The following is a 23,055-nucleotide window of genomic DNA, read 5'->3' on the forward strand; positions in this document are numbered from 1 at the left end:
GGCCACGAGGATTGGCGACGGTGTGGTTGCGTGAGTAGTAGCTATGGGCTCGGCTTAGGCTGGATGTCATGTCCGAATCTGATGCAGTAGTGCCCGTCGGCTATGCCCTGTTCCTGAAGGATCTGAAGGCTCGAGTGTCTTCGGCTCGTGTGCAGGCGCAGCGGAGCGTGAACACAGCCCTGGTCGGCTTGTACTGGACTATTGGGGATCGAATCCTGGCGGAACAGAAACGTCAAGGGTGGGGAAGCGCCGTTATCGGCCGGCTCGCAGCGGATCTGCGCCGGGAATTCCCGGACATGACTGGGCTCTCGCGCAGCAATCTGCAGTACATGCGCAGCTTCGCTGCCGCGTGGCCGGGCTGGGATGTAAATGTCCCACACCCTGTGGGACATTTACCGTGGGGACACATCCGGGTGCTCATCGATAAAAACCTCAGCCCTGAAAGCCGAGACGAATACGCTGCGGCGGCGGTCGAACACGGCTGGTCCAGGAACGTGTTGATGAACATGATCATGAACAAAACCCTCGAGCGTTCCGGCGCCGCGCCTTCAAATTTCAGCGAGCATCTCCCGGCACCGGATTCAGAACTCGCGCAGCAGATGGCCAAAGACCCTTACGCACTGGAATTCCTTGGCCTGACCGGGGATGTGGCTGAACGTGAGCTGGAGCAAGCGCTGATGGACCGGATCGTGGAGACGCTACGAGAGCTCGGACCGGGCTTCGCTTTCGTAGGGCGCCAAGTCCACTTTGACGTCAGCGGCGATGACTTCTACCTCGACCTGTTGTTCTTCCATGTAGACCAGCTGCGCTACGTCGTCATTGAACTAAAGACTGGGCGCTTCCAACCCGAGTACGCGGGCAAGCTTCAGTTCTATATCGCGTTGGTCGATGACAAACTCCGTCGGCCAGCTCACGCACCCACGGTAGGCATTTTGATTTGTGGCAGCCGGAACGATCACACCGTTCGGTATGCGCTCAACCAGTCAGGCAGTCCCATGGCAATATCCACCTACACCTACGAGACACTGCCGCCAGCTGAACAACAGGCCCTGCCTGACGCTGAGGGTCTCGCGGCCGCTTTGTCTCTGCTGCCAGTAGAGAATGCCGAAAGCGCAGCGGATACCGAATCCTCCGATAACAACGAAAACGCTGTCCGGTTGCGGCGTTCCGAGTCTGAAACTGCGCATCAATTGCCGGAGTGGCCGCAGGCTCCCCGTGCCCACCGCAACCGGGCCGAGGTGGAGCGGAAGCTGTCCCTGCTTGATGAGGCACACGTTAAGCCGCTCAACGATTGGGTACGCGACCTGAACCGGGCCCGCGCCACCTCAGCATCTGAATCCGTGGTTCCCTGGTTTGATCCCAGCGGAGCCGGGATCAACGCCCGCGTCCTCTTCCTACTCGAAGCCCCCGGCAGCAGATCCTCGGCATCCCGCGGGTCTGGAATCATCTCCATCGATAACAATGATGGAACGGCCGCGAACTGGTTCACCCTCACACAGCAGGCAGCCCTACCCAGGGAAGCTTTTGCTAGCTGGAATATCGTTCCCTGGTACCTTCCCGACGGAAACCGCACCCGCACGACCAGAATGGCGGACGTAGTGGAAGCGACGACTGACCTCGAAACCGTTCTCGACCTTTTTCCACATTTGCAGCTCGTCATACCCATGGGCACACTCGCACGCCATGGGTGGGAACTCCTTCGGTTCCGTTCCCCAAAGATCGCAACCATCCCGTGGGAAGCTGTCCCCCACCCCAGTGCTACCAACCTCAACACTAGGCCGGCCCAGCGGGACCAGATCCTGCAGGTCATGACCGCTGCAGCACAGAAATTCACACCAGCACCCTAGGACATCGAAGTTTCCCACTACGATCTTGCAAGGGTTCCCTACCGGTAGGTACCGTGCCGGTGAAAGTTCCACAGCGGTGTCAGGGTATTTACTTCAACCGCTCAATAAGGCGCGACGAGCATTAGGGTGAATACCCTCTTGTGCGTCCTCGAATGTGTCTCCGCAATTGGTACACCAGACGGAGAACTCGCTTGGCTCGGCGCGGTAGCAGGGGTTGTGCCGGACCGCTTGAAAGCTGGGTGCTGGCGACTCACCCACAGGTGTACGGCCTTGAGCTCAATCCTTCGAACTCCACCCGCCCGCAGGCGGATATCCCGCAGGACCGGTCGGCCGTTGTCCCTTGTTTTGCTGGATCCACTCTGGATCAGCCTTTCAGCCTCGGAGCGATTCTCCATCACTCGTGGAACCAGCCCAATGAAACGTTGAACCTCCCAGCGTGAGTAGAGGTCGTAGACAAAACCGGCATCCTCGGGCTCCCACGGCGGAAGCAATAGACGGTCGGTCATTAAAGTCTGCATCAGACCATGATCCCCGACCATGTGGCTCAAACCATCGTTTGCGGTCAAGCGTCACGTCATCGGGAAGAGGGCGAGTCGACTATATTTTGGGTATGTGCCTGTCGATGTCGACCGCTCCAACCGTTCGTGATGCCACGCGGGATGATCTCAATGATTTGGTCGAGTTAGGTATTGGCATTCAGGCGCTCCATGCCAAGGGGCGGGCAGTCCCTCGGCTATTTACTCGCTGAACACACAACAAGACCGGCCAATCCATTTCGGCGATCGTCCTCATCCGTTTATGTTCACCACATCGCGGTGGCAGCTACCGCCCAGCACAAGGGTGTTGGGAAGTTGCTGATGAACGCCGCAGTAAAGATGGCCCAGGACAATGGCGCAGCGGCTATCCGTCTAGATTCATGGCAGTTCAACGATCGAGCCCATGGTTTCTTTGAATCTCAGGGCTTCACTCCGGTCAACGTGATCTTCGAACGAACGCTCCCCTAACCCTTTTACGCTTCGCGATTCATCGAAGGCCTCCCCTGAACCATCATTCAAGAAGCATTAGGACCAATACTGGTTCGGATGTGTCAATCACTTCCCGTAGTGTCAGATATGGGTTTGTTCATTTGGGGGACGACTCTCAGTCACCATTCCGGAGGGGGACCGGGCATGAAACTGATTGATCGGATTATCTCGGCGGCGGGTGCTGTCGGCTTTAGTGACCTTGTGGCAGTCCACGGTCCCCCAGAAACTGCTAGGCCGGGTCACCGCCGTCTACCGGACCATCACCCGCGGAGGCCGGCCCTTGGGTGCCCTCCTGGGCGGCATCGTCGCAACGACGTTCAGCCTGCAAAGCGCATTCATCGTCCTCGGAATCGCTACCGCGCTGCTCGTACTACCCCTCGCATTGGTTTTGCGACACAGCGAAACCGACTGAACCATGGAGAGCGTAATGGACTACGACGAATACAACGACGACCTGCTGGCAGCAATATACGACGACGACAACCCTGACGGTGAAGATCATGATTACTACCGAGCGCTAGCCGAGCGCCTTAAGGCCACTCACATAACGGATCTTGGATGCGGGACAGGGATCCTCACCGTCACACTTGCTGGACCAGGGCGGACCGTCGTCGGTATCGATCCGGCAGCTGCCATGCTCGCCCGAGCGGCAGCCCGGCCTTCCGAGGATGCAGTCGAATGGCGGCTCGGCACTTCGACCTTGATCGATGTCGAAGCCAACGACCTGATCATCATGACTGGCAACGTCGCCATGCACATCCTTGGTAGCGACTGGCAGGCCACCCTGGACAACATCGCGCGGGGGCTAAAATCCGGGGGCGTATTAGCTTTCGAAACGCGCAACCCCCAGGCCGCTGGCATGGGAACAGTGGAATGATCCCGGGTCCGAGCGGAGCACCATCGTTGGACGGCTACGCGAGTCGACAATCATCACTGTCCCCGATGCTGATGGAATGGTCACCATGCATTGCCACAACGAGTTCATCGATGCAAACCGTGTAGTCGATGTCGAACAAAGGCTCCAGTTTCGTACCCTCAAGCAAATTACGGCAGACCTGCATCGTGCTGGTCTCACCGTGTCGAACGTCTGGGGAGACTGGAAACGCACACCTTTCACACATACCGCCGCGGAACCTTTAATGGTCATTGAAGCCAGCCCCACCACCCGCTAAACCCAGCCCGCTCCCGCCCCATGCACCACCTCCTTCCCGCCACCCGGTGTCACGAATGATCGACTGGATATAGGTTTCCTTAATGAGCACGACTGAATTCACCCCAATGATCACTGAACTCACAACGGAGCGCTTAATGCTTCGCCGGATGCAGGGCGAAGACAGCCAAGCCATTCGAGAACTGTGGGCAGAACGAGACCCGCGAGTACCCCGGCGGATCGATCACCGAGGCAACCCAACAGTTGAGCAGATACGCCAGCGCATCGTGGCACAGCTAGCCGAATTCGAAAGCTCTGGCCTATTTCTCCTTGCGATGGAGAAAACACCCGGTTCAGGAATCTTGGGTTACTGCGGACTAACCATCGGTGCCAGCTCATATGCAGAACCGGAGATTGCCTTTGAACTGTTCAAGTCTCACCAAAGGTGTGGGTTCGCGACAGAGGCAGGGACTGCAGTTATTGACGCCGCACGGGCAACTGGCCGAACCCGGCTCTGGGCCACCGTACGCGATTGGAATGCTCCATCATTTAGGGTGCTCTCCCGACTCGGCTTCTCAGACAGCACCAAGGATGCTGAGCACGGGGACACCCTCTGGCTGGTTCACGACCTCACAAGCAAACAGCGCCCGGTTCTCACCGGTGACTAAAACCACCGAACCGACCCCGTAGATATAGCCCCGCTTTCAGTGAAACGCCGATAACACCCTGATACGTCAGCCCAGAAGTTCCCTGACATTACCGGACTTTCGTACCGTAATCTGCAGTACATGAGGTCATTTGCCGCAGCCTGGACCGGCAAGTCAGCCCCCATTCCTGCAGCCCTAACTTGGGCCAAATGACGCATTCGGTTCGAGCGCACCAACCACTCCACACCTCTGGCATCAAAGGTAATCACCGTGAGCGCCCACTCACGTCCAGTCGTGTCGCAGGTTAGACAACTCCTCTTCCCGAGCGCCTGTAAGGCCAAGGTAGGGCCACGGGCGGCAAGCTTTCGATCGTCCGTCATGCAGTCCAAACGCCTTGCACCCATGAACTGGAACAAACCTTGCCCTTGGGTCGGCAACAAGGATGGAGAGAATTTCATGGCCACCACCCTAGAAAGCAGCGACACCGCGAAAGCTGCCGACTATCAATGGCTGACCCCGAAGGACATTTGCACTCAGCTACAGATTCCAGAGCAAACGTTCTACCAGTGGCGAGTCAGACACCTCGGGCCCCGCGCGTATCGAATCGGTAGGCATTTGCGAATCAGCCGCACCGACTACGACTCCTGGTTATCCTCTCGATTGGACACCTAAATGTCACCACGACCCCCGCTACCGCTTGGAACATGGGGGAAGATCAGCCGTAGAAAACACCAAACTGGCCGCTGGCGTGCAACGACAAGATACCGTGACACCGACGGCATCACCCGCACCGCTGAAGCATGGGGAACCAGTGGAGCCGCCGCCGAGCGAAACCTTGTCACTTCGTTCCAAGACCGTCGAGCCCCTGCCTCAAGTGATATTTCCAGAGACACCCGGCTATCCGAGCTCAGCGATCTGTGGTTCGACGAAATCGAGAACAATGGTCGCGCAGGCCGAAGGACCATCGATGGCTACCGTGACACCTACCGACGTGTCATCGAACCCGCGTTGGCGGGACTCCGACTGCACGAGTTGAGCACCGGCCGTATCGACCGGTTCCTCAAAGACGTCGCCGCAGACCACCCCGCCACCGCACGTCATTCCAAAATTGTTCTGACCGGCATGGTCGGTCTCGCGGTTCGGCATGATGCCCTGCGCACCAATCCAGTACGGGATGTTGGACCTATCAAGTCCGCCACGAAAGACGTCAAGGCGCTCTCCGTCAAAGATGTTCAACAACTCCGATCTGTCATTGCCCGGTGGCAGGAGGACCCCACACACCAGGGACGGCCACGCGCGCCGGACCTACTGGATGTTCTCGACATTTTCCTCGCCACGGGCGCCCGAATTGGTGAAGTCCTGGCCATACGTTGGAAGGACGTCAACCTGAGAGCGGAACCGCCGACCATCACAATCTCGGGAACCGTCGTGATGGAGAAAGGCCGCGGTGCCTACCGGCAAGCCCACCCGAAGACAAAAGCCGGCTTCCGCACGATGAAGGTGCCGCCGTTTGCCGTGCAAACACTCCAGCGCAGGTATTCAGCCGAGCAGCCCAAACCCGAAGACATGCTGTTCCCGTCTTCCACAGGAACCGTACGCAGCCCGCACAACTTCCGCAGGCAATGGCGGGACGCCCGCGCTGGATCACCCTTTGGATGGGTAACCCCGCATGTTTTCCGGAAATCCGTTGCCACTCTCATCGACCAGGAATACAGTTCCAAGCAAGCCGCCGCGCAGCTGGGTCACTCTGGAACTGCAATCACAGAGAAGCACTACATTGCCAAGGCAACCCAGTCACCGGACCTCACAGCGGTCCTCCAAAAGTTTGGGACCGCATCACTATCCCGTCCGGAGGGCATGTCTATGTGAATACCACCCATCGTCGCTGAGGCCCAGACGGACGGAATGCAACACCCAAGGCTGATCCCGAATCATCCGAAAGCGTGTGGTTTCCGTGTGGTTGAGCCGTCGCAGGACAGAAATGAGGCCCTCCCACCCAACGTTTCCGCAGGTCAGAGGGCCTTCACAGTGGAGCTTAGGGGAATCGAACCCCTGACCTTTTCATTGCGAACGAAACGCTCTACCAACTGAGCTAAAGCCCCGGATACGCGTGTTTGCGCGTAATTGCACCCTTGTAAGGGTTGTCTGATTCTATGCGTGAGCACGCCGTGATCACAAAGATTTTCGATGAGCAGCGTCGAGCGCGAGCGCAACAGAGTCGAGATCATCATCGAACAAGTCGGCGTAGGTGTTCAGCGTCATCGTCGCGTCCTTGTGTCCAAGCATGCGTTGCACCGACTTCACGTTTGCGCGGGCAGATATCGCGAGGCTGGCGGCTGTGTGCCTGAGGTCGTGTGGCGTGACCCGAGGCATGGTGTCGTCGGCCTCCGTGCATCGAGCGACCGCCGCGTTGAAAAACCGCATCCGGAAGTTGTTTCCCCGCATCACCCCTCCGTCGGGGCCCGTGAACACGAAGTCGTCTCGTGCTTTACCTTCGCAGCGTTGGGCAAGCAGTTCTGAAAGGAAGGCGGGGAATGGGACGCTTCGTCGTTCATGATTCTTCGGCGTATCCCATACGAGCTTGCCGCGTACATCCGACACAGCCTCGTCAACGGCGACCCGCCGCTTCAGCATATTCAGGCTTCTGACTCGAAGCCCGGCCATTTCACCGAATCGCAGCCCGGTGTAGGAAAGAAAAAGGACCACGTCTCCGTAGTCCCCGCATTCCGCTGCCAGCCTGTTCACTTGTTCGTGAGTCAGGTAGCCATGTTTGTCCCTGGTCATTCGGGGAAGCTTTACGCCGATGCAGGGGTTCTTCGACACTCGCCCGTCCTGCACCGCGTACTTAAAGATGCTGGACAGCACGCCGTAGGGCGGTCGTATCGAGGACGGCGATAGCGAGCGGGAAAGTTTCGTGATCCACGCCTGAACCTCACCGTGGGTGATGCTGCCCAGCTGACGATTCCCCCAGGTCGGCTTCACGTACTTTTCCAGAGCCTGTTTGTAGTTCGAGCGGGTGGTCTGCTTGACCTGCACCTGGGCATCGAACCATTGGTCGGCGACTTGGGCGACGGTGATCTTCCCGGCGGCTACGCCTACGTATTCGCCGTTAGCCTTGGCGACCTCCATTGACGACAACCAATGCTGGGCGTCGCGTTTGGTCGTGAACCCCCGCTTCATGGATTGCGTGTGATCGGGAGTCCTGTACCTGACGCGCCACAGCTTCCCTTTAGACGTTTGGTAGCTATCGATCGATGCCATTACGCACACGTCCTGTACGCGTCTGTCAGACGCCGCCGATACCCGCGCGCATGAACACCGCTCAATACATTGCAGTACGTCTGTAGGCGTGATGTGGCGTCTGTCGTCGCGTGTGCGAGCGAAGGTTGCTGTCGCATCATGTACGAGTAACAGCTTTTTTGGGGTTGCGGCGCCCTGATCATTCGCTCAGTCCCGCTTCCTTTGCCCTCGCCATGAGCTTCGATGCGCCGGTCGGTGTCATTCCAAACATTGCTGCCACTAGCTTGATAGGGGACTCGCCGAAGGCTCTGGCGATAGCGTAAATTCTGCTCGCTTCCCGGAGCCGAACCTCATTAGCTTTCGCCCGATCCATAGGCATGTCTCGGATAACTACAGCATTGGCGTCCGGCTCCCAGGTCACCTTTCCGTTGGTTACTTTCATCTCGGTCAGTATTGGCAGAACGTAACTAGACCCGTCGGTGAGCTTCACCTCGCGATTGATGATCTCGCGAAAAACGGCCTGGATTGGCAGGGCTCTGATCCATTTACTCGTGATCACCGGGCTTACATTGGGATCTTCGCTGTGCCTTTCGAGGGTCAGGCGGTCAGTCTCATAGCCGAGCTTCTGGTCGTTCCATACAGCTCTTATCTCGACATCCCACTGGAATGTTTGGGGCTCAGTCCTCCCTTCGACTACACGGGGGAATACCAAATCGGGCTTGATGTGAACTTCGTCAGTCATGCTCCTCAATCTATCAGACTGAGGAGGCTATCAATCGCGCAGATGTACTTGGTGTACTGGAGAGCACGTTTGCATCACATGGTTTATGGTTGTGTCACAGCACTAAACCACCAGGAGGCAACGTGCCATCGAAAAGATCATCCACCAACCGCACCATTCCATCTCAGACCGATCCCACTCTTCGGGAAGACGAAGCTTCGACTTACACGGGAATTCCCTGTGGAACGCTGCGTAACAGGCGATACCGGGGGCTCCCCCCTAAGTTCCTCAAACCTTCACCGAACCTGGTGCTCTACCGCCAGTCCGACCTAGACAGTTGGCTCAACGAGAGCGAGCGCACGATCACGGAACGCGGCAAGTAACACCCACCCAAACGCAGGACCCTAATAAACGACGCCCTTGTCCGACACATCATTTGAAAGGAAGCACCATGTACGAGCAACAACAACGGCGTCCCGGCTCTCGCTCAAAGGCTCAGAAAGCGTTACGGGCCGCCCAGACTGAGGAACGAGCGCGACTTCAAGCCCACAATCTTGCGATCACTGACGGCCTCCAAGGGAAGAAGCACGCCAACAAAAAGTCCCGAGCAGAAGCTTCGACGGAACCAGAAATTCTCAAGAAATTCGGACTGAGCGACAGCACGATTGTTGACTGCAACAAATCGGGGGAAAACGGGTTAGTCCTCGTAGACGTCGATATGAACCATGCTGCTGGCGTTGACGGGCGTTCCAACCTCAAGAAGCTACTCCGTGAACACGGGATCAAGCTCCCCCGTACTTTCGTCGTGCGGACTCCTCGTGGAGGAATTCACCTCTACTTCTGGCAACTTCCTCACCATTTAATTGGGTGCAGCGCTGGAAAGCTTGCCCCAGGGGTCGACATTCGAGGAAGAGGTGGCATCGCCGTTGCGCCCCCGACCCCTGACTACAAAATCCTTCGGGACGAACCGATACAGCCTTTACCTGTACTGCTCCACCAGCTTCTAACGGTTGTTGAACTGCCCAAAAGGCAGGCAACCGCCGGCGGCTCTGCCAAGCACAACGTCGCGGGGATCCTTGCGACTCTGTCCGGTGCGCAGGAAGGCCAACGCAACAGCACTCTGCATTGGGCTCTATGCCGCATCTCAGAGCTACCATCCCAGAAACAACGTGCCGCCATCTGGAATACACGGCTAGTCGCTCAGGAGCTCGGTCTAAAGGATTGGGAAATCGACCAGACCGTCGCTTCAGCGTTGGGGGCCAACCGTGGCTAATCCAATTGATGAACTAGAGGACGTATCGACCTGGGCACGGATTGACCTGACCAGCGTGGTCAGCGGCACATTCAAAGCCCTCGCACCCTCAGTCATGCGCCGATCAGACGGGGCGTTCATGATGTACCCGGGAATGGTGCACTCGTTTCACGGCGAGTCTGAATCGGGCAAGTCGATGGTTCTGCATGCGGAAATAGCCCTCGCCTTGAAAGCCCGCAAATCAGTGCTGTTGATTGATTTCGAGTCGGATCGCGCGACCGTCGTGAATAGGCTTATTCAACTTGGCGCTCCCCCGAGGGCGATCATCAAGTACCTCTACTACATCAATCCGGATACCAACCCTCTCGACGAGAAATCGATCGACCACGAACTGTGGGAGGACATCCTTGAGCGTTCATTTCACCTGGCAGTCATTGATGGAGTAACTGAAGCCTTCTCGGTCTTCGGCGTCAGTTCAATGGACAACGATGACGTGACGAAATGGGGCAGACGAGTACCAAGGCAAATCGCAAAGCGAACGGGTGCTGCAGTAGCTGTGGTCGACCATGTCACTAAGGACCGTGAATCGCGCGGAAGGTTCGCCATGGGTGCGCAAGCAAAGATGTCTTACCTCACGGGCGCATCGTTCACGGTTGAGGTCTTGGACCCTCTTGGAATCGGCATGCTTGGGCGTATTTCACTTCGTGTTGCGAAGGACCGCCCGGGTGGGGTTCGCCCTCGATCCGGTGACTTTCGCAAAAGCGACCGTACGCAGCCGATCGCCATCGCCGTCATTGATTCCACCCAAACCGGCAGCATCACTTACACGCTTGAACCATTCGAGGAGCAAGCCGCCGGGCCTCGCACCATCACCGACGAACTTCGACTAGCCATCCTGGGATTCATAAACCGGGAGAATCTGTCCGCCAAGAAAGACTCGACTCGACGAGCCCTTTCACAGCGCGCAATAGTCGACGCCGTCCGAGAGCAGAACAACTCGTGGCCAATCGAAACGGTGAAAAAGGCAATCAAACTGTGCGAGACGGAACGGCTCTTGAAACTTACGCCACCGGAAAGCCTGGGTAAGTCTGGAACGTTCGCCGTGACACGCATGGGTACCGGGTTCATCGAGTCTGCCAAGCAATGGGGGGCCGAGGAAGATGCTTAGCAATCTGCCTGCTCGTGTACCGGGCGGGTGCGACGACTGCAACGCCTACCAAACAGTCACGCTCGATGACGGGATCTACCGCATTTGCATCCACCACGACGACACCTGCCCGTTCTACCGGAAGCGAACCGCCCGCCGTGACTACTGACCAACCACAACATTGCAGTACATCTACGAAAGGAACTGAGATGCCCTCGCCACCAAACGAGGTTCAGATGGTCCCGCAACCCGACGTTACGGATGGCTCGACCGATGGGACCGCAGTTGTTCGCTTCGATTACATCCACCCATCACAGCGTTCCCGGGCAGGCACCATTCGAGCGGCCCGTGTCCGGTGGTGTGACGACGGAGGACTGCCAGAACCGATGATCAAGATTCTGATCAGGAACCGCCCGATCCAAACCCTCACTCATGACCAAGCCCTCGGGTTAGCGAACCAGATCGCCGACCTGATCCAACAAGAAAAGGAAACCAATGGGAAGAGTAACTGATGCCATCGCCGCAACTCGGAATGGCACCATCAATGCCTTCATCGATAGCCGCCTGAAAGCGGATGCTGCGAGAAGGCAACGAGAACCTCGCAACGCGCTCACCGTAACCGAGGCAGCAGAGGCGGTCAGGGACGGTACCTTTGACGCCAAGACACGTGCGACAGCCGAGCAACGTGCAAAGGCGAGTCAACGCCGATCAGGCGGAATCAAACGCGGTACAGACCTGTACAACGAGTTCCACAACAAGGAAGGCAAATAACCATGTCAATCTCAAGCAAGGCACACGCCAAGATCAAAGGCTACGAAGACGCTTCCGATGCCATCGCCAGAGTGACCGAGGAACTACGAGAACACCAGAAACGGTCGCCGAAAGTCGCTGTCGTCATCACCGCCGAGCATTTTGTAGACAGCGCGATGTCCGGTGAGGCGTTTCCCGATGATGTTGTGAGTGGTCAGGAATCCCTGGACCGAGCGAGAAGGAACTTCGCTTTGCGAAGGGACATGCTGGATCGCGCCAGAAAGGCATTGTTCCACCAGCAAGTAGAAGCGGTGCAAGACCACTCGGACGCCGCTCTGGTGTTCCTACACAACGAACTGCAAAAGGTAGTTGCGAAGGTCGGGAAATGCTCGTCAGCCATGAAGGGTGCGCTAGACGCTGCGTCGGTCCTCGAACGGGACGATCCCGAAGAAAGGCGCGCGTGGCATGATCTTGCAAAACTCGTCGCAACCTATAAGGAGTTGCGGGGTGTGCAGCTATCGATAGTTCGTGCATGCGTCGAATCAGGCGACATTCACAAGCTGTATGAAGTCGGGCTGATCCGAAACTCGCTTGACCATTCCGAGTTCTGGCAGAAGAAGCGCTCGGAGTCGTACACCACGAGGGCGCGAGACGGTCAGGACGGGCATGTAGGGAACTACAACAAGTGGCTGGACGAATACCCGCGGGCGATGTATCCGTACAAGGCGAATGTTATGCCCGTTGCTTCGGATCAGGAGAAGGCGTACCTGATCCACGTCTGCACCGAACTCGACCTGTGGGTGCCGACGGTGGGCCAACTGCTGACGTCCTGGGAAGCTGCTCACCTAGCAGTCCAACCCGTCGATTCCTGGAGCATCAGCGCAACTGAAGACGCACGAGACAAGTACTACAAGATCACTGAATCAACGCCTACCACTGAGTTCACCCGATCAACTAGTGGAAGGAAGGCCCAGCCGCCCGCCCAAAAGAAGCCATCGTTCGGGGACGCCGCCCGTCGAGCACTCATGTCGTAACTCTCTATCAACCGCGATACCTCCGCAGATTCACGCTGCGGGGGTTTTGTGGCGGATAGCGGAAACACGCTGGTCAATACATTGCAGTCACTCACGGCGTCGTCGTCGACAGCGCCTAGCACCGCTCCGTCAGACTACACAACAGGTGCCCGTGAGTGATTAATCATGAACAATTCTGGACGCTTTACAGAACGGGTGCAGGATGCCCCAAATCGAACTGTCGGAGCGTCCCAGTGGCCCAAGATCATAACCTCGCCACCCAGAGTATCTATCAGCCATGCCCCGAGAACGAGGATAACTTCGTGATTCCCTTCGCCACGAAACTACGCGAGAATGGCGCCGAAGCGTGGGTCGATCAGTAGGGAATTTGAGCAGGTGAGTCCCTGAACGATCGAATATTCGAGGATGACATCACATTAGAAGGACATGAGGCTTGAGCGCCGGAACCGGCCCCATCCAGGCCATAAACTCTCGGTGGCGCACGCCATAAAATCCTGAAGGGTCGCGTGCCCGGTACGAGCCTCACCCCAAGGTGTCGACTACCGACAAATCCCAGTCCTCCGCTGCAACCCGGGGGGGGTATCGGAAAACCCTACTTTTTCTCATTCTGAAACCGGTTGGAGATAGCCATGCTTAAGTATGTTGCAGTATTGCTGCCCTCGATAGCGGTTGAACAATTTTCTACATTGTTATGCGGTTAATCGCTTCGCCGAATCGGACCGAACACGGGCAATGACTTGGGCCGAGGAGCAACAAGCCCAGACGCAGCAGGAGGCTCCGGCAGCGGCGACCGATCCAGAAGACCCCAGCGCTTCCCGATGATCTATACCTACCCATTTCGACTGAAGCCGTTAAAAGATAATTTCCACGATGCTTTGACGGTCACTGCGTGCCAAGCACATAATTAGGCTTACATATCGATTCACCACAAAACGCAGGAGCTAACCGTGGCGCAAGAACTGAAAATCCTCCTGATTGATGACCTCGACGGTGGGGAAGCAGATGAAACTGTGCGGTTTGGTCTCGATGGTGTGCAGTATGAAATAGATCTTTCCAAAACCCATGCGAAAGAGCTTCGGTCGGCTTTGAGTAATTACGTTTCCGGTGCACGCCGCAGCGCCCCGGTGAAGGCGCGCGTTGCCACGCCGGGCCGTAACCCCGAACCCGCACTGGTGCGGGAGTGGGCGCGTGCCAATGGTTACAACGTCTCGACGCGCGGCCGCGTGAACACCGTAATCGTTCAGGCGTACCGGGCCGCCCAGCGGTAAGAGGATGCCACGCTGCGTTCCGCCGGGCGCAGCGTGCGCTGGGTGTGCTGTCTCGCCTGTTGCGAATACGCTCCAGAAGCCTGTGTAGGACGCTTAGCGCCGAATCACGCCTGCCCAGAGATGTATCGAATGGTTCTTTTGCACGAGTTGGAGGCTCGGAAGCTCATTTCCTGCTCGCGTGTATTCAGCGGGGACATCTTTATCCGAGGGTATCAACCGAAGCCGTTCGCATTGCACGTCGCAGCTAGCCTATTTCTACTTTGTCGATTCAAATCTGACTAGTTTCATCGATTCGGAAGTGCAACCGCGCTATGCAGGAGGGACAGCTGCCACCGGCCTGAGTGTCGGGGCATGCGGGCGAAAGGCCATCAAAATCCGATCAGCTCACCGTACTCGTGTGTCCTCAAAGGTGAACTGTAGTGGGATCTCTTCCGAATCGCGCGGTGAACACACCAGACTTTGTACTATGCTTTCGGCGAGGGGGCTTTCGTGGAACTTGAACAAGCGACGACCATTTTGATTGAAAACGCGGCATCGTTGGGCCAGCGCGGCGATGCGATGACTGACGAAGACGTCACGTCACTCATGGAGTTGATGCCTAAGATTTTCCGCTCGGTGGCGGCAAATGCCGGATACAGCCGGAGATCAGTTGACGCCATCGTTAGCAAGTTTCGTGATGCAGGAAGACGAACTCCTCCCACAAAGCAGTTCTCGTCAATCCTTCCGGGGCGCCCACAATCCGGTGCCGACGGCAACCGCACTCTTCGTTGGTTATTGCCTAGCGGCCATAAGTACCATGCGTTGAAAAGGGAGGCGGAGCAAGTAGAAATTAGATATTACCTGCAAGCTTTGTCTATGGATGGGGCCCCTACATTCGAACAACCCGAATTCGAAAATGCCTTCTGGTGGCTGCTCGGCCATGAAATCAAACCTGGGGAATACCGCGACCCAATCTTGCTTCGCCCTATAGGGTTTAAGGAATTTCTACTCAGCCCGAAGGTCATCACATCCGGCCACCTAAACCCGCTAGCGAGAGGCGGGCGGCATGAACCCGGCAATACGTACCTCATGCTCGCCCGCTCCAACACAATGCAGAATGACTTAACTTTCGATGAGTTTCTGGCGCTTATCGCTGACATCCAGACTCGGCAGGGTGGTATCGGCGTATTCCCCGATGCCAGCAAAGTGCCCACCAATGAGTTCCTCGAGAGCCGCATCGGCAGCGAGACTCTGACGGATGGCTAGTTCCCGATTGTCGTTGGACGCCTTCTGGAGGGACGAAATATTCCTAAGCACCTTCTTGTCCCGCGGTACCGGGATAGGAAGTGAAGCGATGTGCTCTGGCGTGATCTCATCGATGACACTTCCGAAAATACCCTGAGCAAGAAGCTTTTGACCAACAGGCCCTCGAAGGTATGCCTCAATGTAGTCACCAGGCAGTAGATCATGGTCGGGCTCGATTCTGATCACGTGCTCTGACATCGCGTGTCCCTCCCATGACTTCGGAACGGAAGAGACAATGCCAGTAGATCCGCTTCGAGTGACCAACACCCACCCTTCTTGAACGAGGAAGTCTGGGAGCTTTCGATCCAAGTTGGAGAGATACTTCCGATTTGTGGGGCGAAGCTGAGTGATATTGGTTCCGCCGTAGAACGGCACACCGTCAGCAGGGTTAGTGACATAATTTCTTTTGAACCTACCAGGGAAAAAGATTCGACGCGTAACTTCACCCAACGTGCGGACCTCGAAGTCGCTATCCTCAAGGTTGTCGAAATGGTTTCTGGCTCCCACTCTGGTGGGCATGTAATACGCCGCATTCAGTCGTAGGTCAGCTTCCTTCGTAAATGAATTGGCAGAGACAACAAAGGACTTCGCAGATCCCGAATAGCTTCGCCCAGCTTTCAAATAATCCGCGTGATCTTTCTCGATTCCTGGAAGATCAGTAACAATTTTGCCTTCGACGTCAACAATGGGATTACCCCGTCGATCATGACCAATTTCAGAGGCTACGGACATGAAGACTGGGTAGTCCTCTGGCTCCCATTTATCTAGCGGCTTGGTTCGCCTTTCTGCCGTTAGGAGTATGGTCTTTGTCCCAGTCCACGGCTGGAAAGCGTCCTCGGGAAGATCAACTACCGAAAGTATTTTGGTGTGTCGAAGTAGCCACTCCCGCACGTAGCCTAACTTTGGACCGGACAGTATTTGGTAGGGAAGGACGATTGAGAGCCTGCCTTCCCCCGGCACGGCTAGCTCGACGTTGCGTTCCACGAACAGGATGTCCGGAGGTGTAGGAGACACTTTCTTCGACTTGACCCATTCGCCACTTTTTTTGCTCCATATATGACCCAAGTCGAAGCGGCGAAGGGTTTCAGGGTCTTTTACCGTAATTTTTTGACCGAATGGGGGGTTGGTAGCCAATCGCATGTGGGTGCCGGGAATCACGGTCCTCCGGAGCTGCACCGGCCACTGATCTGCGGCGCGGAAGGAATCTGCATTGAATACGGGGTCAGCTGGGAGCCCACCCAATTGTCGAACAGTGCTGTTCGCTAGGTGGGCAAGACTTCCATCAACTTCAACACCGATTAGCCTAGGAGCGCCCTTCATACCCTTCAGCCGCGCCACCCTTGCACCCGCGAGAAGAAAGCCGCCGGTACCAGCGCAAATGTCCACGAGATCGTGCTCTTCAGGATCGTAGTTCAGAAGCTCGACGGCAAGATTTGTAATCTTTTGGTCGGTAAAGAACTGGCCACCAAGCCTCTTAGCTGCCGTCGACCGAAAAACCTCCAATGCGTCACCGAGCCAATCCCGGTCAGCGTCCGACATGTCAACGTCAGACAGCGCAGCCCTTATATAGGCCAGACTCTTATCGTCCAGCCGAAGAATCGCTTCTCCCCGGGGATAACGGGACATTGCAGAATTGTAGGCACTGAACCCTTTCCGAAGGGATCTGGCGATTTCCGTAACCGCCTCTGTATCACCGCTCGCGGCTAGAGCTCGAACTTGCTCCGGCAGAGGGGAAAGCGCATCTACAACTGAGAGCCAAGTGATAGCTTGAATCACCTTGGCAACTTCAAGCTGAAGGCCTTCCGGGACACGAATGTTCGCCGAAGAGTACAGATGGTCGTGGATTGAGCGCATTTGGGCGTCGAAACTAAGCATGCAATAAAACTAGCACTCTCTGCATGCAGTTATATATGAACGACACGCAGACAGTGCATCTGTTTAGCTAGAGCGCCGACCGGCGTTACCCCGGTTGGCACGGCAGGTTCCATACACCACCTACGGACTGGCGGGCAAAGTATCCTACGTTTCTCATGTCGCCCTAGAGGACGACGCAAACGACAAACGAAGGAATCGACATGACCACGACCCCAACCGTGAAGACCGTTCCGAAGGCCACTACCGCCAAAGCCACCGCGTCAAAGGCGACCACTGCAAAGAAGACCACCGAGCCTGCCACGAAGGAAACCATCCGCCCCTCGCACACTGACTGCACACACGCCAAGATCGGGCGAGAAGGCAAAGCTGCCCGGGCTACGTGCCGCCGTGAACGTGCAGCCGCCGAGGCGAAGGCATGATGCTCGAAGAATGGGTGTGCCATACATTCAACGTGGACCGCGTCGAGATCGAAATTGAGGACGACGGATCGGCCTACGTGACCCTGCCCCACATCGTGCTTGAAGCGGCCATTACGTTCAACCCAGACGAAACGGTGCGCACCTTCACCATCATCGACTGACTCTTTGCCCGGGCATTCGTTCCGGGCATTTGAGTGGCAGTTAGACAAGGCCCATGATCTTGGCGCAAACGGGACACAATGATGCCATCTGGCTTGGATCGAAGGCCTCTTCATAGGTTGGCTCTTTCAAGAAGTAGACCTCGATATCGTGGGGCGCGTCGCAACGTCTGCACTTTCCCTCATCCCGATCTCGCGCCAACGTTATCGCCGCTTGGTCCTGAGCATGTCGGCGCTCGGCATCTTCAACCGATAGGACAGTGTTAGGCAAATTCTGTGCCTTTGTTCCAACCCAACGAAAAAAGTTCCGAACCGCCGCAAACATTAGAACGATCACCACCACATACAAAAACCCCGCCATCGGCGTCGACTCCGAGGACGCACATTCCACTGCAGGACCGGTGCAGATCCATGTAGTGGTTACTTGCGTTTGCGCTACACCAAGCAGAATCACTGCTATAGCCAAGCCGCCCAGCGTCAACCAGCCGTAATAAGATGCCTGCTTCATAAATTTCGATTCCCCCATGGAATTGGTAAGTTGAGGCTTGAAGCTAACTAACCTTCCATCTTTGATAGGCAAGTCGCGTCATTCCCGGTTGGCATTGTTCGTGTCTCTGACACGTCCGCTGTTGCTGCACTGGGCGTCCAACGGACGTTCACTGCGTGATCACTGCGCTTCGTTACGCCACGGTCTCACACGCTCGCTGACGCTGAATTACTGCAATGTGTAATCCCTAGAGTGGACCGTAACCGGAAGCGCCAACGAGGAATGTGGGGCATTCGGCCCCGAACAACGGGATTTCAAAGGTGACACTCTGACCGGCGCCAAGATCAGCATCAGGTGATGCGTACCCACCCTGCGTGCTCAACAGTTCACCCGCCTCACTAAAGCAATACACACTTACGCCATACGGACCGTTGATCGTGTCGTCGGACGTATTGGTGGCCTGCCCGGTAATAGATTCACCAACAAGATTTGCTTGATCCATCTGAAGATCACGGAAGTACGGCTCGCCTTCTAATGGCGTCGAGGCAACCGTGAAGTCAATGGCCGCGTCTGCGGGGATTTCACTCTGGTAGTAGACGAACCCAAGCGCGATGCCGCCTGGAGGAACGTTTGCCGGGTTCACTCCCTGACTCTGTCCCGATCCGATAATTGTTCCGGCAGCATCCTTCGCCGCGCCAGTGACATCGATGCCTGTGATGGTGTCTCCGCTGTTATTGCGGATAGCAATCGGCACTTTCGTACCGCCCGGTGAACTATTGATCGGGCCACTAGTGACGACATCAACATTGCCGTCACTCCCCAGATCAAACTCCGGCTCAGCGGTTCCAGCGAGCCACCCTTCGGCCACAACGTCGGTCACCGTCATAGGAACGGCCTCTGCAGCTTCCGTTGTTTCGACTGCTTCCGTAGTTTCGGCCGCCCCAGTGGTCTCCGCCGCTTCAGTGGTTGGTGCGCCGCTACCGTCCGCTGTCGACTGACCGCCGCCTGTCTGTGTTGCACCTGATGAACAGGCGCTGACGCTGATTAGTAGCGCTGACGTGACTAAAAGCTTGACGGTCTTCAATGGTGCCCCCGGGTGATTGATTGGTACTGGAACGATCAGTGAACCATGTTCGGCCGACATTCTGAGTCTTGGGCGTCTAATTGATGCAATATCGCGACTGTTCGCCAACCTCGCACTCGATGATTTACTGCAATGTGTACCTCCGTGCCTGTTGCGCTGACCACGCCATCACCCCACCATCGCTGACCCTGCCAACATTGCTGTGTGCACACGATGCCGAACGCTTGCCGTCTGCTTCACATCGATGCTTGCTCGATGACACGACACCGTGACGCGTGCACATTGCGTGCGATACACATCTGTGCGCGTCTGCTGTCGTCTGTCGTGACCGACTGATGCATGTCGCGTGTGATTGTTCGTCGAACGACATCGAACGTCTGTCGTGACGTTTGCACACCCCCGTGGGACACCCCCTCCCCCGCACACGCACATCGTCCCGGTGCGTTCGGGTGAACAAAAAATGTACGGGTACGAGGAAATCGAATGTTCTCCCCTACTAAACAGCCGACGAGCCCTGAGCAGTGCGATGTGGCGCTCGTCAAAGCTTCACCGTCCGTCCTGAAGTCGAGCCCCAGGCGAATTCTCAGTTGGCACGCCATATTAACCGAGGCCTCGAGCGGGAGAGTCGGCGCCAAAACATCAGCAACGGCACGTCGATTGATTCGCTGACCCGCCAACCTGCCAATAGGCCGCTCGATGCCCGCAGATCCCGCTACCCACGCCACGACGATGCAAGCGACGAGTATCCATAGAAAGGACAGTCGTCTATGAGGTGCTTTGAAGGCGAGTCGCCGGACACCAGCAGAGCGTTCCCGTCTGAGCAGCACCTGAATCACCGCTATCCGACGAATCACTTCGGTACCTGATATCTGAGGTATGGCGAGTGGGTGATATGAGTGCACCTAAAGGTGCCACTCAAATCACTACTACACGCACAGGTCATGGGTGGTTTAAAACACTGGCGAATCACTTCAAAACACCCGCACCACTTCGACGCTTTTGAGCAGCCGTGGAGCGCCTCGAAAAGTTCGACCGAATGGGGTGTCTGAGAGTGGCAAACGGGCGGCAATCTGACGCCTCGCGAACACAAAATGATCACATTTTTCTGTGATTGAGACGATTCCGTAGTGACTCGTAGTGACCCAAAAAGCGCGTACTTACAACGATTTTGTCTGTTGCAGCGGTAAGTAGGGAGCGTCGAATTTTCATTGCGAACGAAACGCTCTACCAACTGAGCTAAAGCCCCGCAAAAATTACTGTAGCAAACCGGCGTCCACCGCGGAGTAACCTCGGAGAATGACCACACAGGGTTCCGCTGAGGCGCAGACCGAGATCAACGCCTGGCCTGCCCTCTGGGCGCTGGTAATCGGGTTCTTCATGATCCTTGTGGATTCGACCATCGTCTCGGTAGCCATCCCGGCGATCATGAACGGGCTGGGCGCGGATCTGGACAGTGTGGTGTGGGTCAACAGCGCCTATCTGCTGGCGTTCGCTGTGCCGCTGCTGATCACCGGTCGGCTTGGTGACCGCTTCGGTCCGCGCCGCATTTACCTCGCGGGGCTGACGGTGTTCACCCTGGCCAGCGTGTGGTGTGGACTTGCCGGTTCGGTGGAGATGCTCATTCTCGCCCGGGTCCTGCAGGGATTGGGGGCCGCGCTGATGACACCGCAGACCATGGCAGTCATCACGCGCATCTTCCCACCGGATCGCCGCGGCGCCGCAATGGGGCTGTGGGGTTCGGTAGCCGGCGTCGCAACCTTAGTGGGGCCGGTCCTTGGTGGCCTGCTTGTCGACTCACTCGGCTGGGAATGGATCTTCTTCGTCAACGCACCGGTCGGCGTCGTCGGGCTAATCCTCGCCTACCGACTGGTTCCACGGCTACCCACTAATAGCCACAGTTTCGATTATCTTGGTGTCGCCTTAAGCGCCGCGGGCATGTTCTGCCTGGTCTTCGGCATTCAGGAAGGCGAAACCTATAACTGGGGCACTATTGCCGGTCCCATCTCAGTCTGGTTGCTCATCATCAGCGGGCTGGTCCTGTTGACTGCTTTCATCCTCTGGCAGCGGTATAACCGCAAGGAACCGCTCGTTCCTCTGGACCTGTTTAAGGACCGTAACTTCTCACTGGGCAACGCCTCGATCTTCGCGATGGGTTTCGCCATCACCACCGTCGCCATCCCCCTGATGCTCTACGCGCAGAACGTTCGCGGCTTCTCTCCCACCGAAGGGGCCTTGCTGCTCAACCCGATGGCGATCATCTCAGGGTCCCTCGCTCCGCTGGTGGGGCGGATGGTCCAGCGCAGTAATCCCAAATACATGGCGGTCTTCGGATTCTCGGCCATGTCCGTGTCCCTGTTCTGGCTGGGCGCCATCCTGACCCCCGAGGCGCCGGTCTGGGCGTTGCTCCTACCCATCTCGCTGCTAGGGCTCGCGAGCGCCGGCATCTGGGCGCCGGTTTCACTCACGGCCACACGGAACCTGCCGCGGTCCTCGGCGGGAGCGGGGTCCGGCGTCTACAACACCACCCGCCAGGTGGGGGCGGTGCTGGGCAGTTCGGCGATCGCCGCGATGATGCTGTCCCGTCTGACTGCCACCATCGGCGACGGCGGTACCGAAGCGGTGCCCGGGCAGCAACTTCCGGAGTCCCTGCAGGCTGGTTACGCCGCAGCGATGGGTCAGTCACTGTTCCTGCCCGCCACTGCGATCCTCATCGGGCTGGGCGCAGCCCTGTTCTTCGCCCGACCACAGCGCCGGACCGGCTGGGCTGGCGACGAAACACCGTCGAGTGTTCCTGCCTCGGCAAGTAGTGGACCACCAACGTCAGGTTAGCTGCCATGGGGCCGGGTGCCCTACGCCAACACTCACTGCGGTGAGCTAACACGTCGCAGCGGGTCAATCTGGACATCGTCAACCGATATATCGCGCTCGAATGTCTAGGTTGACAACCGGGCCGGCGACGACGGCGAGCCAGGCGCCCCCGGGACGACAACGACCTTGATTGATTGCCTCTTTTAGCTACTTGCACGCTCTACTCATGGCTGCTGACACCGTAGATCCCATGGCCGACGTCGTCAGGGAAGCCGAAGACTTCGCCGCCAGGGGCTACGGGTACGCGCTCACGCAGGGCAGCAGGCTGACCACCGCGGAGTACGACGACGTCGTCGCCCGACTCGCCGCAATCACCACCCTCGACGAAGCGAGCATTCGCCGGACCAATCTCCGTTGGCAATACGGCGGGTTCGCCGTCGAACTGTTGCGTGCGGACGGGCTTATCATTGGCCGGATTGATGGCCGCTTTACGGCGCAGCCCGCGAATCGGCAGGATTCGGCCATGCCCGATGACCCGAGTATCCGTGCCATCACCGGCCCCTATGCGGCAGCCACGAACCACTACGTCCGGACGGAGCTTGGCTACGAAAACGACCTCTCTTATGAGGTGCTGACGGCCCGGGTGCCTCCATGGAGCTATAAGACGTTCGAAGGCGCTCCCGTCGATGTCAGCCAAACCCTTGAACGCCTCCTGGTCCACAACCCCGCTCTTCGCGACACGTGGACTACGGCTATCAGGACGGCGCTACCCCTCACTTCGCCGCCGAATACGTATTTGCGCATATGAATCTAACCGATCAAATGAGGGCCCGATTCACCCACCATCATCACGAGGCCG

At 57.2% G+C, this 23,055-nt stretch carries 24 protein-coding genes and 1 tRNA gene; 19 read left to right on the plus strand and 6 right to left on the minus strand.

What is annotated here, in order from left to right; genetic code table 11:
- Window positions 1–68 precede the first annotated feature (68 nt).
- The 8 genes from ACX80A_RS03905 (at window position 69) to ACX80A_RS03940 (ending at window position 6,538) form a co-directional block, all read left to right on the plus strand.
- Entirely contained in the window at window positions 69–1,847 is a 1,779-nt protein-coding gene (locus ACX80A_RS03905) for a PDDEXK nuclease domain-containing protein (protein WP_459258367.1), read from the plus strand.
- Between the two features lie 707 nt (window positions 1,848–2,554).
- Window positions 2,555–2,851, plus strand: a complete 297-nt coding sequence (locus tag ACX80A_RS03910; RefSeq protein ID WP_459258820.1) for a GNAT family N-acetyltransferase — start codon at window positions 2,555–2,557, stop codon at window positions 2,849–2,851.
- A 175-nt stretch (window positions 2,852–3,026) separates the two neighbouring features.
- Window positions 3,027–3,284: an MFS transporter gene (locus ACX80A_RS03915; RefSeq protein WP_459258368.1), complete on the plus strand. Its 258-nt coding sequence runs from the start codon at window positions 3,027–3,029 to the stop codon at window positions 3,282–3,284.
- Between the two features lie 15 nt (window positions 3,285–3,299).
- Complete coding sequence (locus tag ACX80A_RS03920) at window positions 3,300–3,749, plus strand: class I SAM-dependent methyltransferase (protein ID WP_459258369.1); 450 nt, start codon at window positions 3,300–3,302, stop codon at window positions 3,747–3,749.
- A gap of 76 nt (window positions 3,750–3,825) precedes the next feature.
- Window positions 3,826–4,044 carry a hypothetical protein gene (locus tag ACX80A_RS03925; protein WP_459258370.1) on the plus strand — a complete coding sequence of 73 codons (219 nt, stop codon included), beginning with the start codon at window positions 3,826–3,828 and terminating at the stop codon, window positions 4,042–4,044.
- A 136-nt stretch (window positions 4,045–4,180) separates the two neighbouring features.
- A complete protein-coding gene (locus ACX80A_RS03930; RefSeq protein ID WP_459258821.1) occupies window positions 4,181–4,690 on the plus strand; it encodes a GNAT family N-acetyltransferase in 510 nt (169 codons plus the stop codon).
- 435 nt (window positions 4,691–5,125) lie between these two features.
- The gene (locus tag ACX80A_RS03935; RefSeq protein ID WP_459258371.1) at window positions 5,126–5,341 is read left to right on the plus strand and encodes a helix-turn-helix domain-containing protein; all 216 of its coding nucleotides are present in this window, start codon (window positions 5,126–5,128) and stop codon (window positions 5,339–5,341) included.
- On the plus strand, window positions 5,342–6,538 hold the full coding sequence (locus ACX80A_RS03940; RefSeq protein ID WP_459258372.1) for a tyrosine-type recombinase/integrase: 1,197 nt from the start codon (window positions 5,342–5,344) through the stop codon (window positions 6,536–6,538).
- A 160-nt stretch (window positions 6,539–6,698) separates the two neighbouring features.
- Here the strand turns inward: ACX80A_RS03940 and ACX80A_RS03945 are convergent.
- From ACX80A_RS03945 to ACX80A_RS03955, 3 genes are all read right to left on the minus strand, one after another.
- Window positions 6,699–6,771 (minus strand) — tRNA-Ala (locus tag ACX80A_RS03945).
- Window positions 6,772–6,841: 70 nt separating this feature from the next.
- On the minus strand, window positions 6,842–7,930 hold the full coding sequence (locus tag ACX80A_RS03950; protein WP_459258373.1) for a tyrosine-type recombinase/integrase: 1,089 nt from the start codon (window positions 7,928–7,930) through the stop codon (window positions 6,842–6,844).
- A gap of 178 nt (window positions 7,931–8,108) precedes the next feature.
- Entirely contained in the window at window positions 8,109–8,651 is a 543-nt protein-coding gene (locus ACX80A_RS03955) for a hypothetical protein (protein ID WP_459258374.1), read from the minus strand.
- A 430-nt stretch (window positions 8,652–9,081) separates the two neighbouring features.
- On the opposite strand from ACX80A_RS03955, the gene ACX80A_RS03960 reads away from it, so the two are divergent.
- The 7 genes from ACX80A_RS03960 (at window position 9,082) to ACX80A_RS03990 (ending at window position 14,081) form a co-directional block, all read left to right on the plus strand.
- Window positions 9,082–9,903 carry a bifunctional DNA primase/polymerase gene (locus tag ACX80A_RS03960; protein WP_459258375.1) on the plus strand — a complete coding sequence of 274 codons (822 nt, stop codon included), beginning with the start codon at window positions 9,082–9,084 and terminating at the stop codon, window positions 9,901–9,903.
- Window positions 9,896–11,050 carry an AAA family ATPase gene (locus ACX80A_RS03965; RefSeq protein WP_459258376.1) on the plus strand — a complete coding sequence of 385 codons (1,155 nt, stop codon included), beginning with the start codon at window positions 9,896–9,898 and terminating at the stop codon, window positions 11,048–11,050. Before ACX80A_RS03960 ends, ACX80A_RS03965 begins: the two co-directional genes overlap by 8 nt.
- Entirely contained in the window at window positions 11,043–11,198 is a 156-nt protein-coding gene (locus ACX80A_RS03970; RefSeq protein WP_459258377.1) for a hypothetical protein, read from the plus strand. The genes ACX80A_RS03965 and ACX80A_RS03970 overlap by 8 nt, the downstream gene beginning before the upstream one ends.
- A 326-nt stretch (window positions 11,199–11,524) precedes the next feature.
- On the plus strand, window positions 11,525–11,800 hold the full coding sequence (locus ACX80A_RS03975) for a hypothetical protein (RefSeq protein WP_459258378.1): 276 nt from the start codon (window positions 11,525–11,527) through the stop codon (window positions 11,798–11,800).
- 2 nt (window positions 11,801–11,802) lie between these two features.
- Complete coding sequence (locus ACX80A_RS03980; protein WP_459258379.1) at window positions 11,803–12,813, plus strand: hypothetical protein; 1,011 nt, start codon at window positions 11,803–11,805, stop codon at window positions 12,811–12,813.
- Between the two features lie 233 nt (window positions 12,814–13,046).
- Window positions 13,047–13,175: a hypothetical protein gene (locus ACX80A_RS03985; protein WP_459258380.1), complete on the plus strand. Its 129-nt coding sequence runs from the start codon at window positions 13,047–13,049 to the stop codon at window positions 13,173–13,175.
- A 585-nt stretch (window positions 13,176–13,760) separates the two neighbouring features.
- Window positions 13,761–14,081, plus strand: a complete 321-nt coding sequence (locus ACX80A_RS03990; protein ID WP_459258381.1) for a histone-like nucleoid-structuring protein Lsr2 — start codon at window positions 13,761–13,763, stop codon at window positions 14,079–14,081.
- Window positions 14,082–15,182: 1,101 nt separating this feature from the next.
- Here the strand turns inward: ACX80A_RS03990 and ACX80A_RS03995 are convergent.
- The gene (locus ACX80A_RS03995; protein WP_459258382.1) at window positions 15,183–17,240 is read right to left on the minus strand and encodes an N-6 DNA methylase; all 2,058 of its coding nucleotides are present in this window, start codon (window positions 17,238–17,240) and stop codon (window positions 15,183–15,185) included.
- Between the two features lie 200 nt (window positions 17,241–17,440).
- Between ACX80A_RS03995 and ACX80A_RS04000 the strand changes: the two genes are divergently transcribed.
- Complete coding sequence (locus ACX80A_RS04000; protein WP_459258383.1) at window positions 17,441–17,659, plus strand: hypothetical protein; 219 nt, start codon at window positions 17,441–17,443, stop codon at window positions 17,657–17,659.
- The gene (locus tag ACX80A_RS04005) at window positions 17,656–17,820 is read left to right on the plus strand and encodes a hypothetical protein (RefSeq protein ID WP_459258384.1); all 165 of its coding nucleotides are present in this window, start codon (window positions 17,656–17,658) and stop codon (window positions 17,818–17,820) included. The genes ACX80A_RS04000 and ACX80A_RS04005 overlap by 4 nt, the downstream gene beginning before the upstream one ends.
- A 40-nt stretch (window positions 17,821–17,860) precedes the next feature.
- On the opposite strand, the gene ACX80A_RS04010 is transcribed toward ACX80A_RS04005, so the two are convergent.
- Both ACX80A_RS04010 and ACX80A_RS04015 read right to left on the minus strand, forming a co-directional pair.
- Entirely contained in the window at window positions 17,861–18,325 is a 465-nt protein-coding gene (locus ACX80A_RS04010; protein WP_459258385.1) for a hypothetical protein, read from the minus strand.
- Window positions 18,326–18,551: 226 nt separating this feature from the next.
- Window positions 18,552–19,448, minus strand: a complete 897-nt coding sequence (locus ACX80A_RS04015; RefSeq protein ID WP_459258386.1) for a hypothetical protein — start codon at window positions 19,446–19,448, stop codon at window positions 18,552–18,554.
- A gap of 1,236 nt (window positions 19,449–20,684) precedes the next feature.
- Here ACX80A_RS04015 and ACX80A_RS04020 point away from each other — a divergent pair.
- Window positions 20,685–22,217 (plus strand): DHA2 family efflux MFS transporter permease subunit, encoded by a 1,533-nt coding sequence (locus ACX80A_RS04020; protein ID WP_459258388.1) that lies wholly within the window; start codon window positions 20,685–20,687, stop codon window positions 22,215–22,217.
- Window positions 22,218–22,422: 205 nt separating this feature from the next.
- On the plus strand, window positions 22,423–23,004 hold the full coding sequence (locus tag ACX80A_RS04025; protein ID WP_459258389.1) for a hypothetical protein: 582 nt from the start codon (window positions 22,423–22,425) through the stop codon (window positions 23,002–23,004).
- Window positions 23,005–23,055: the final 51 nt, after the last annotated feature.

The sequence above is a fragment of the Arthrobacter sp. TMN-50 genome, assembly GCF_054511125.1.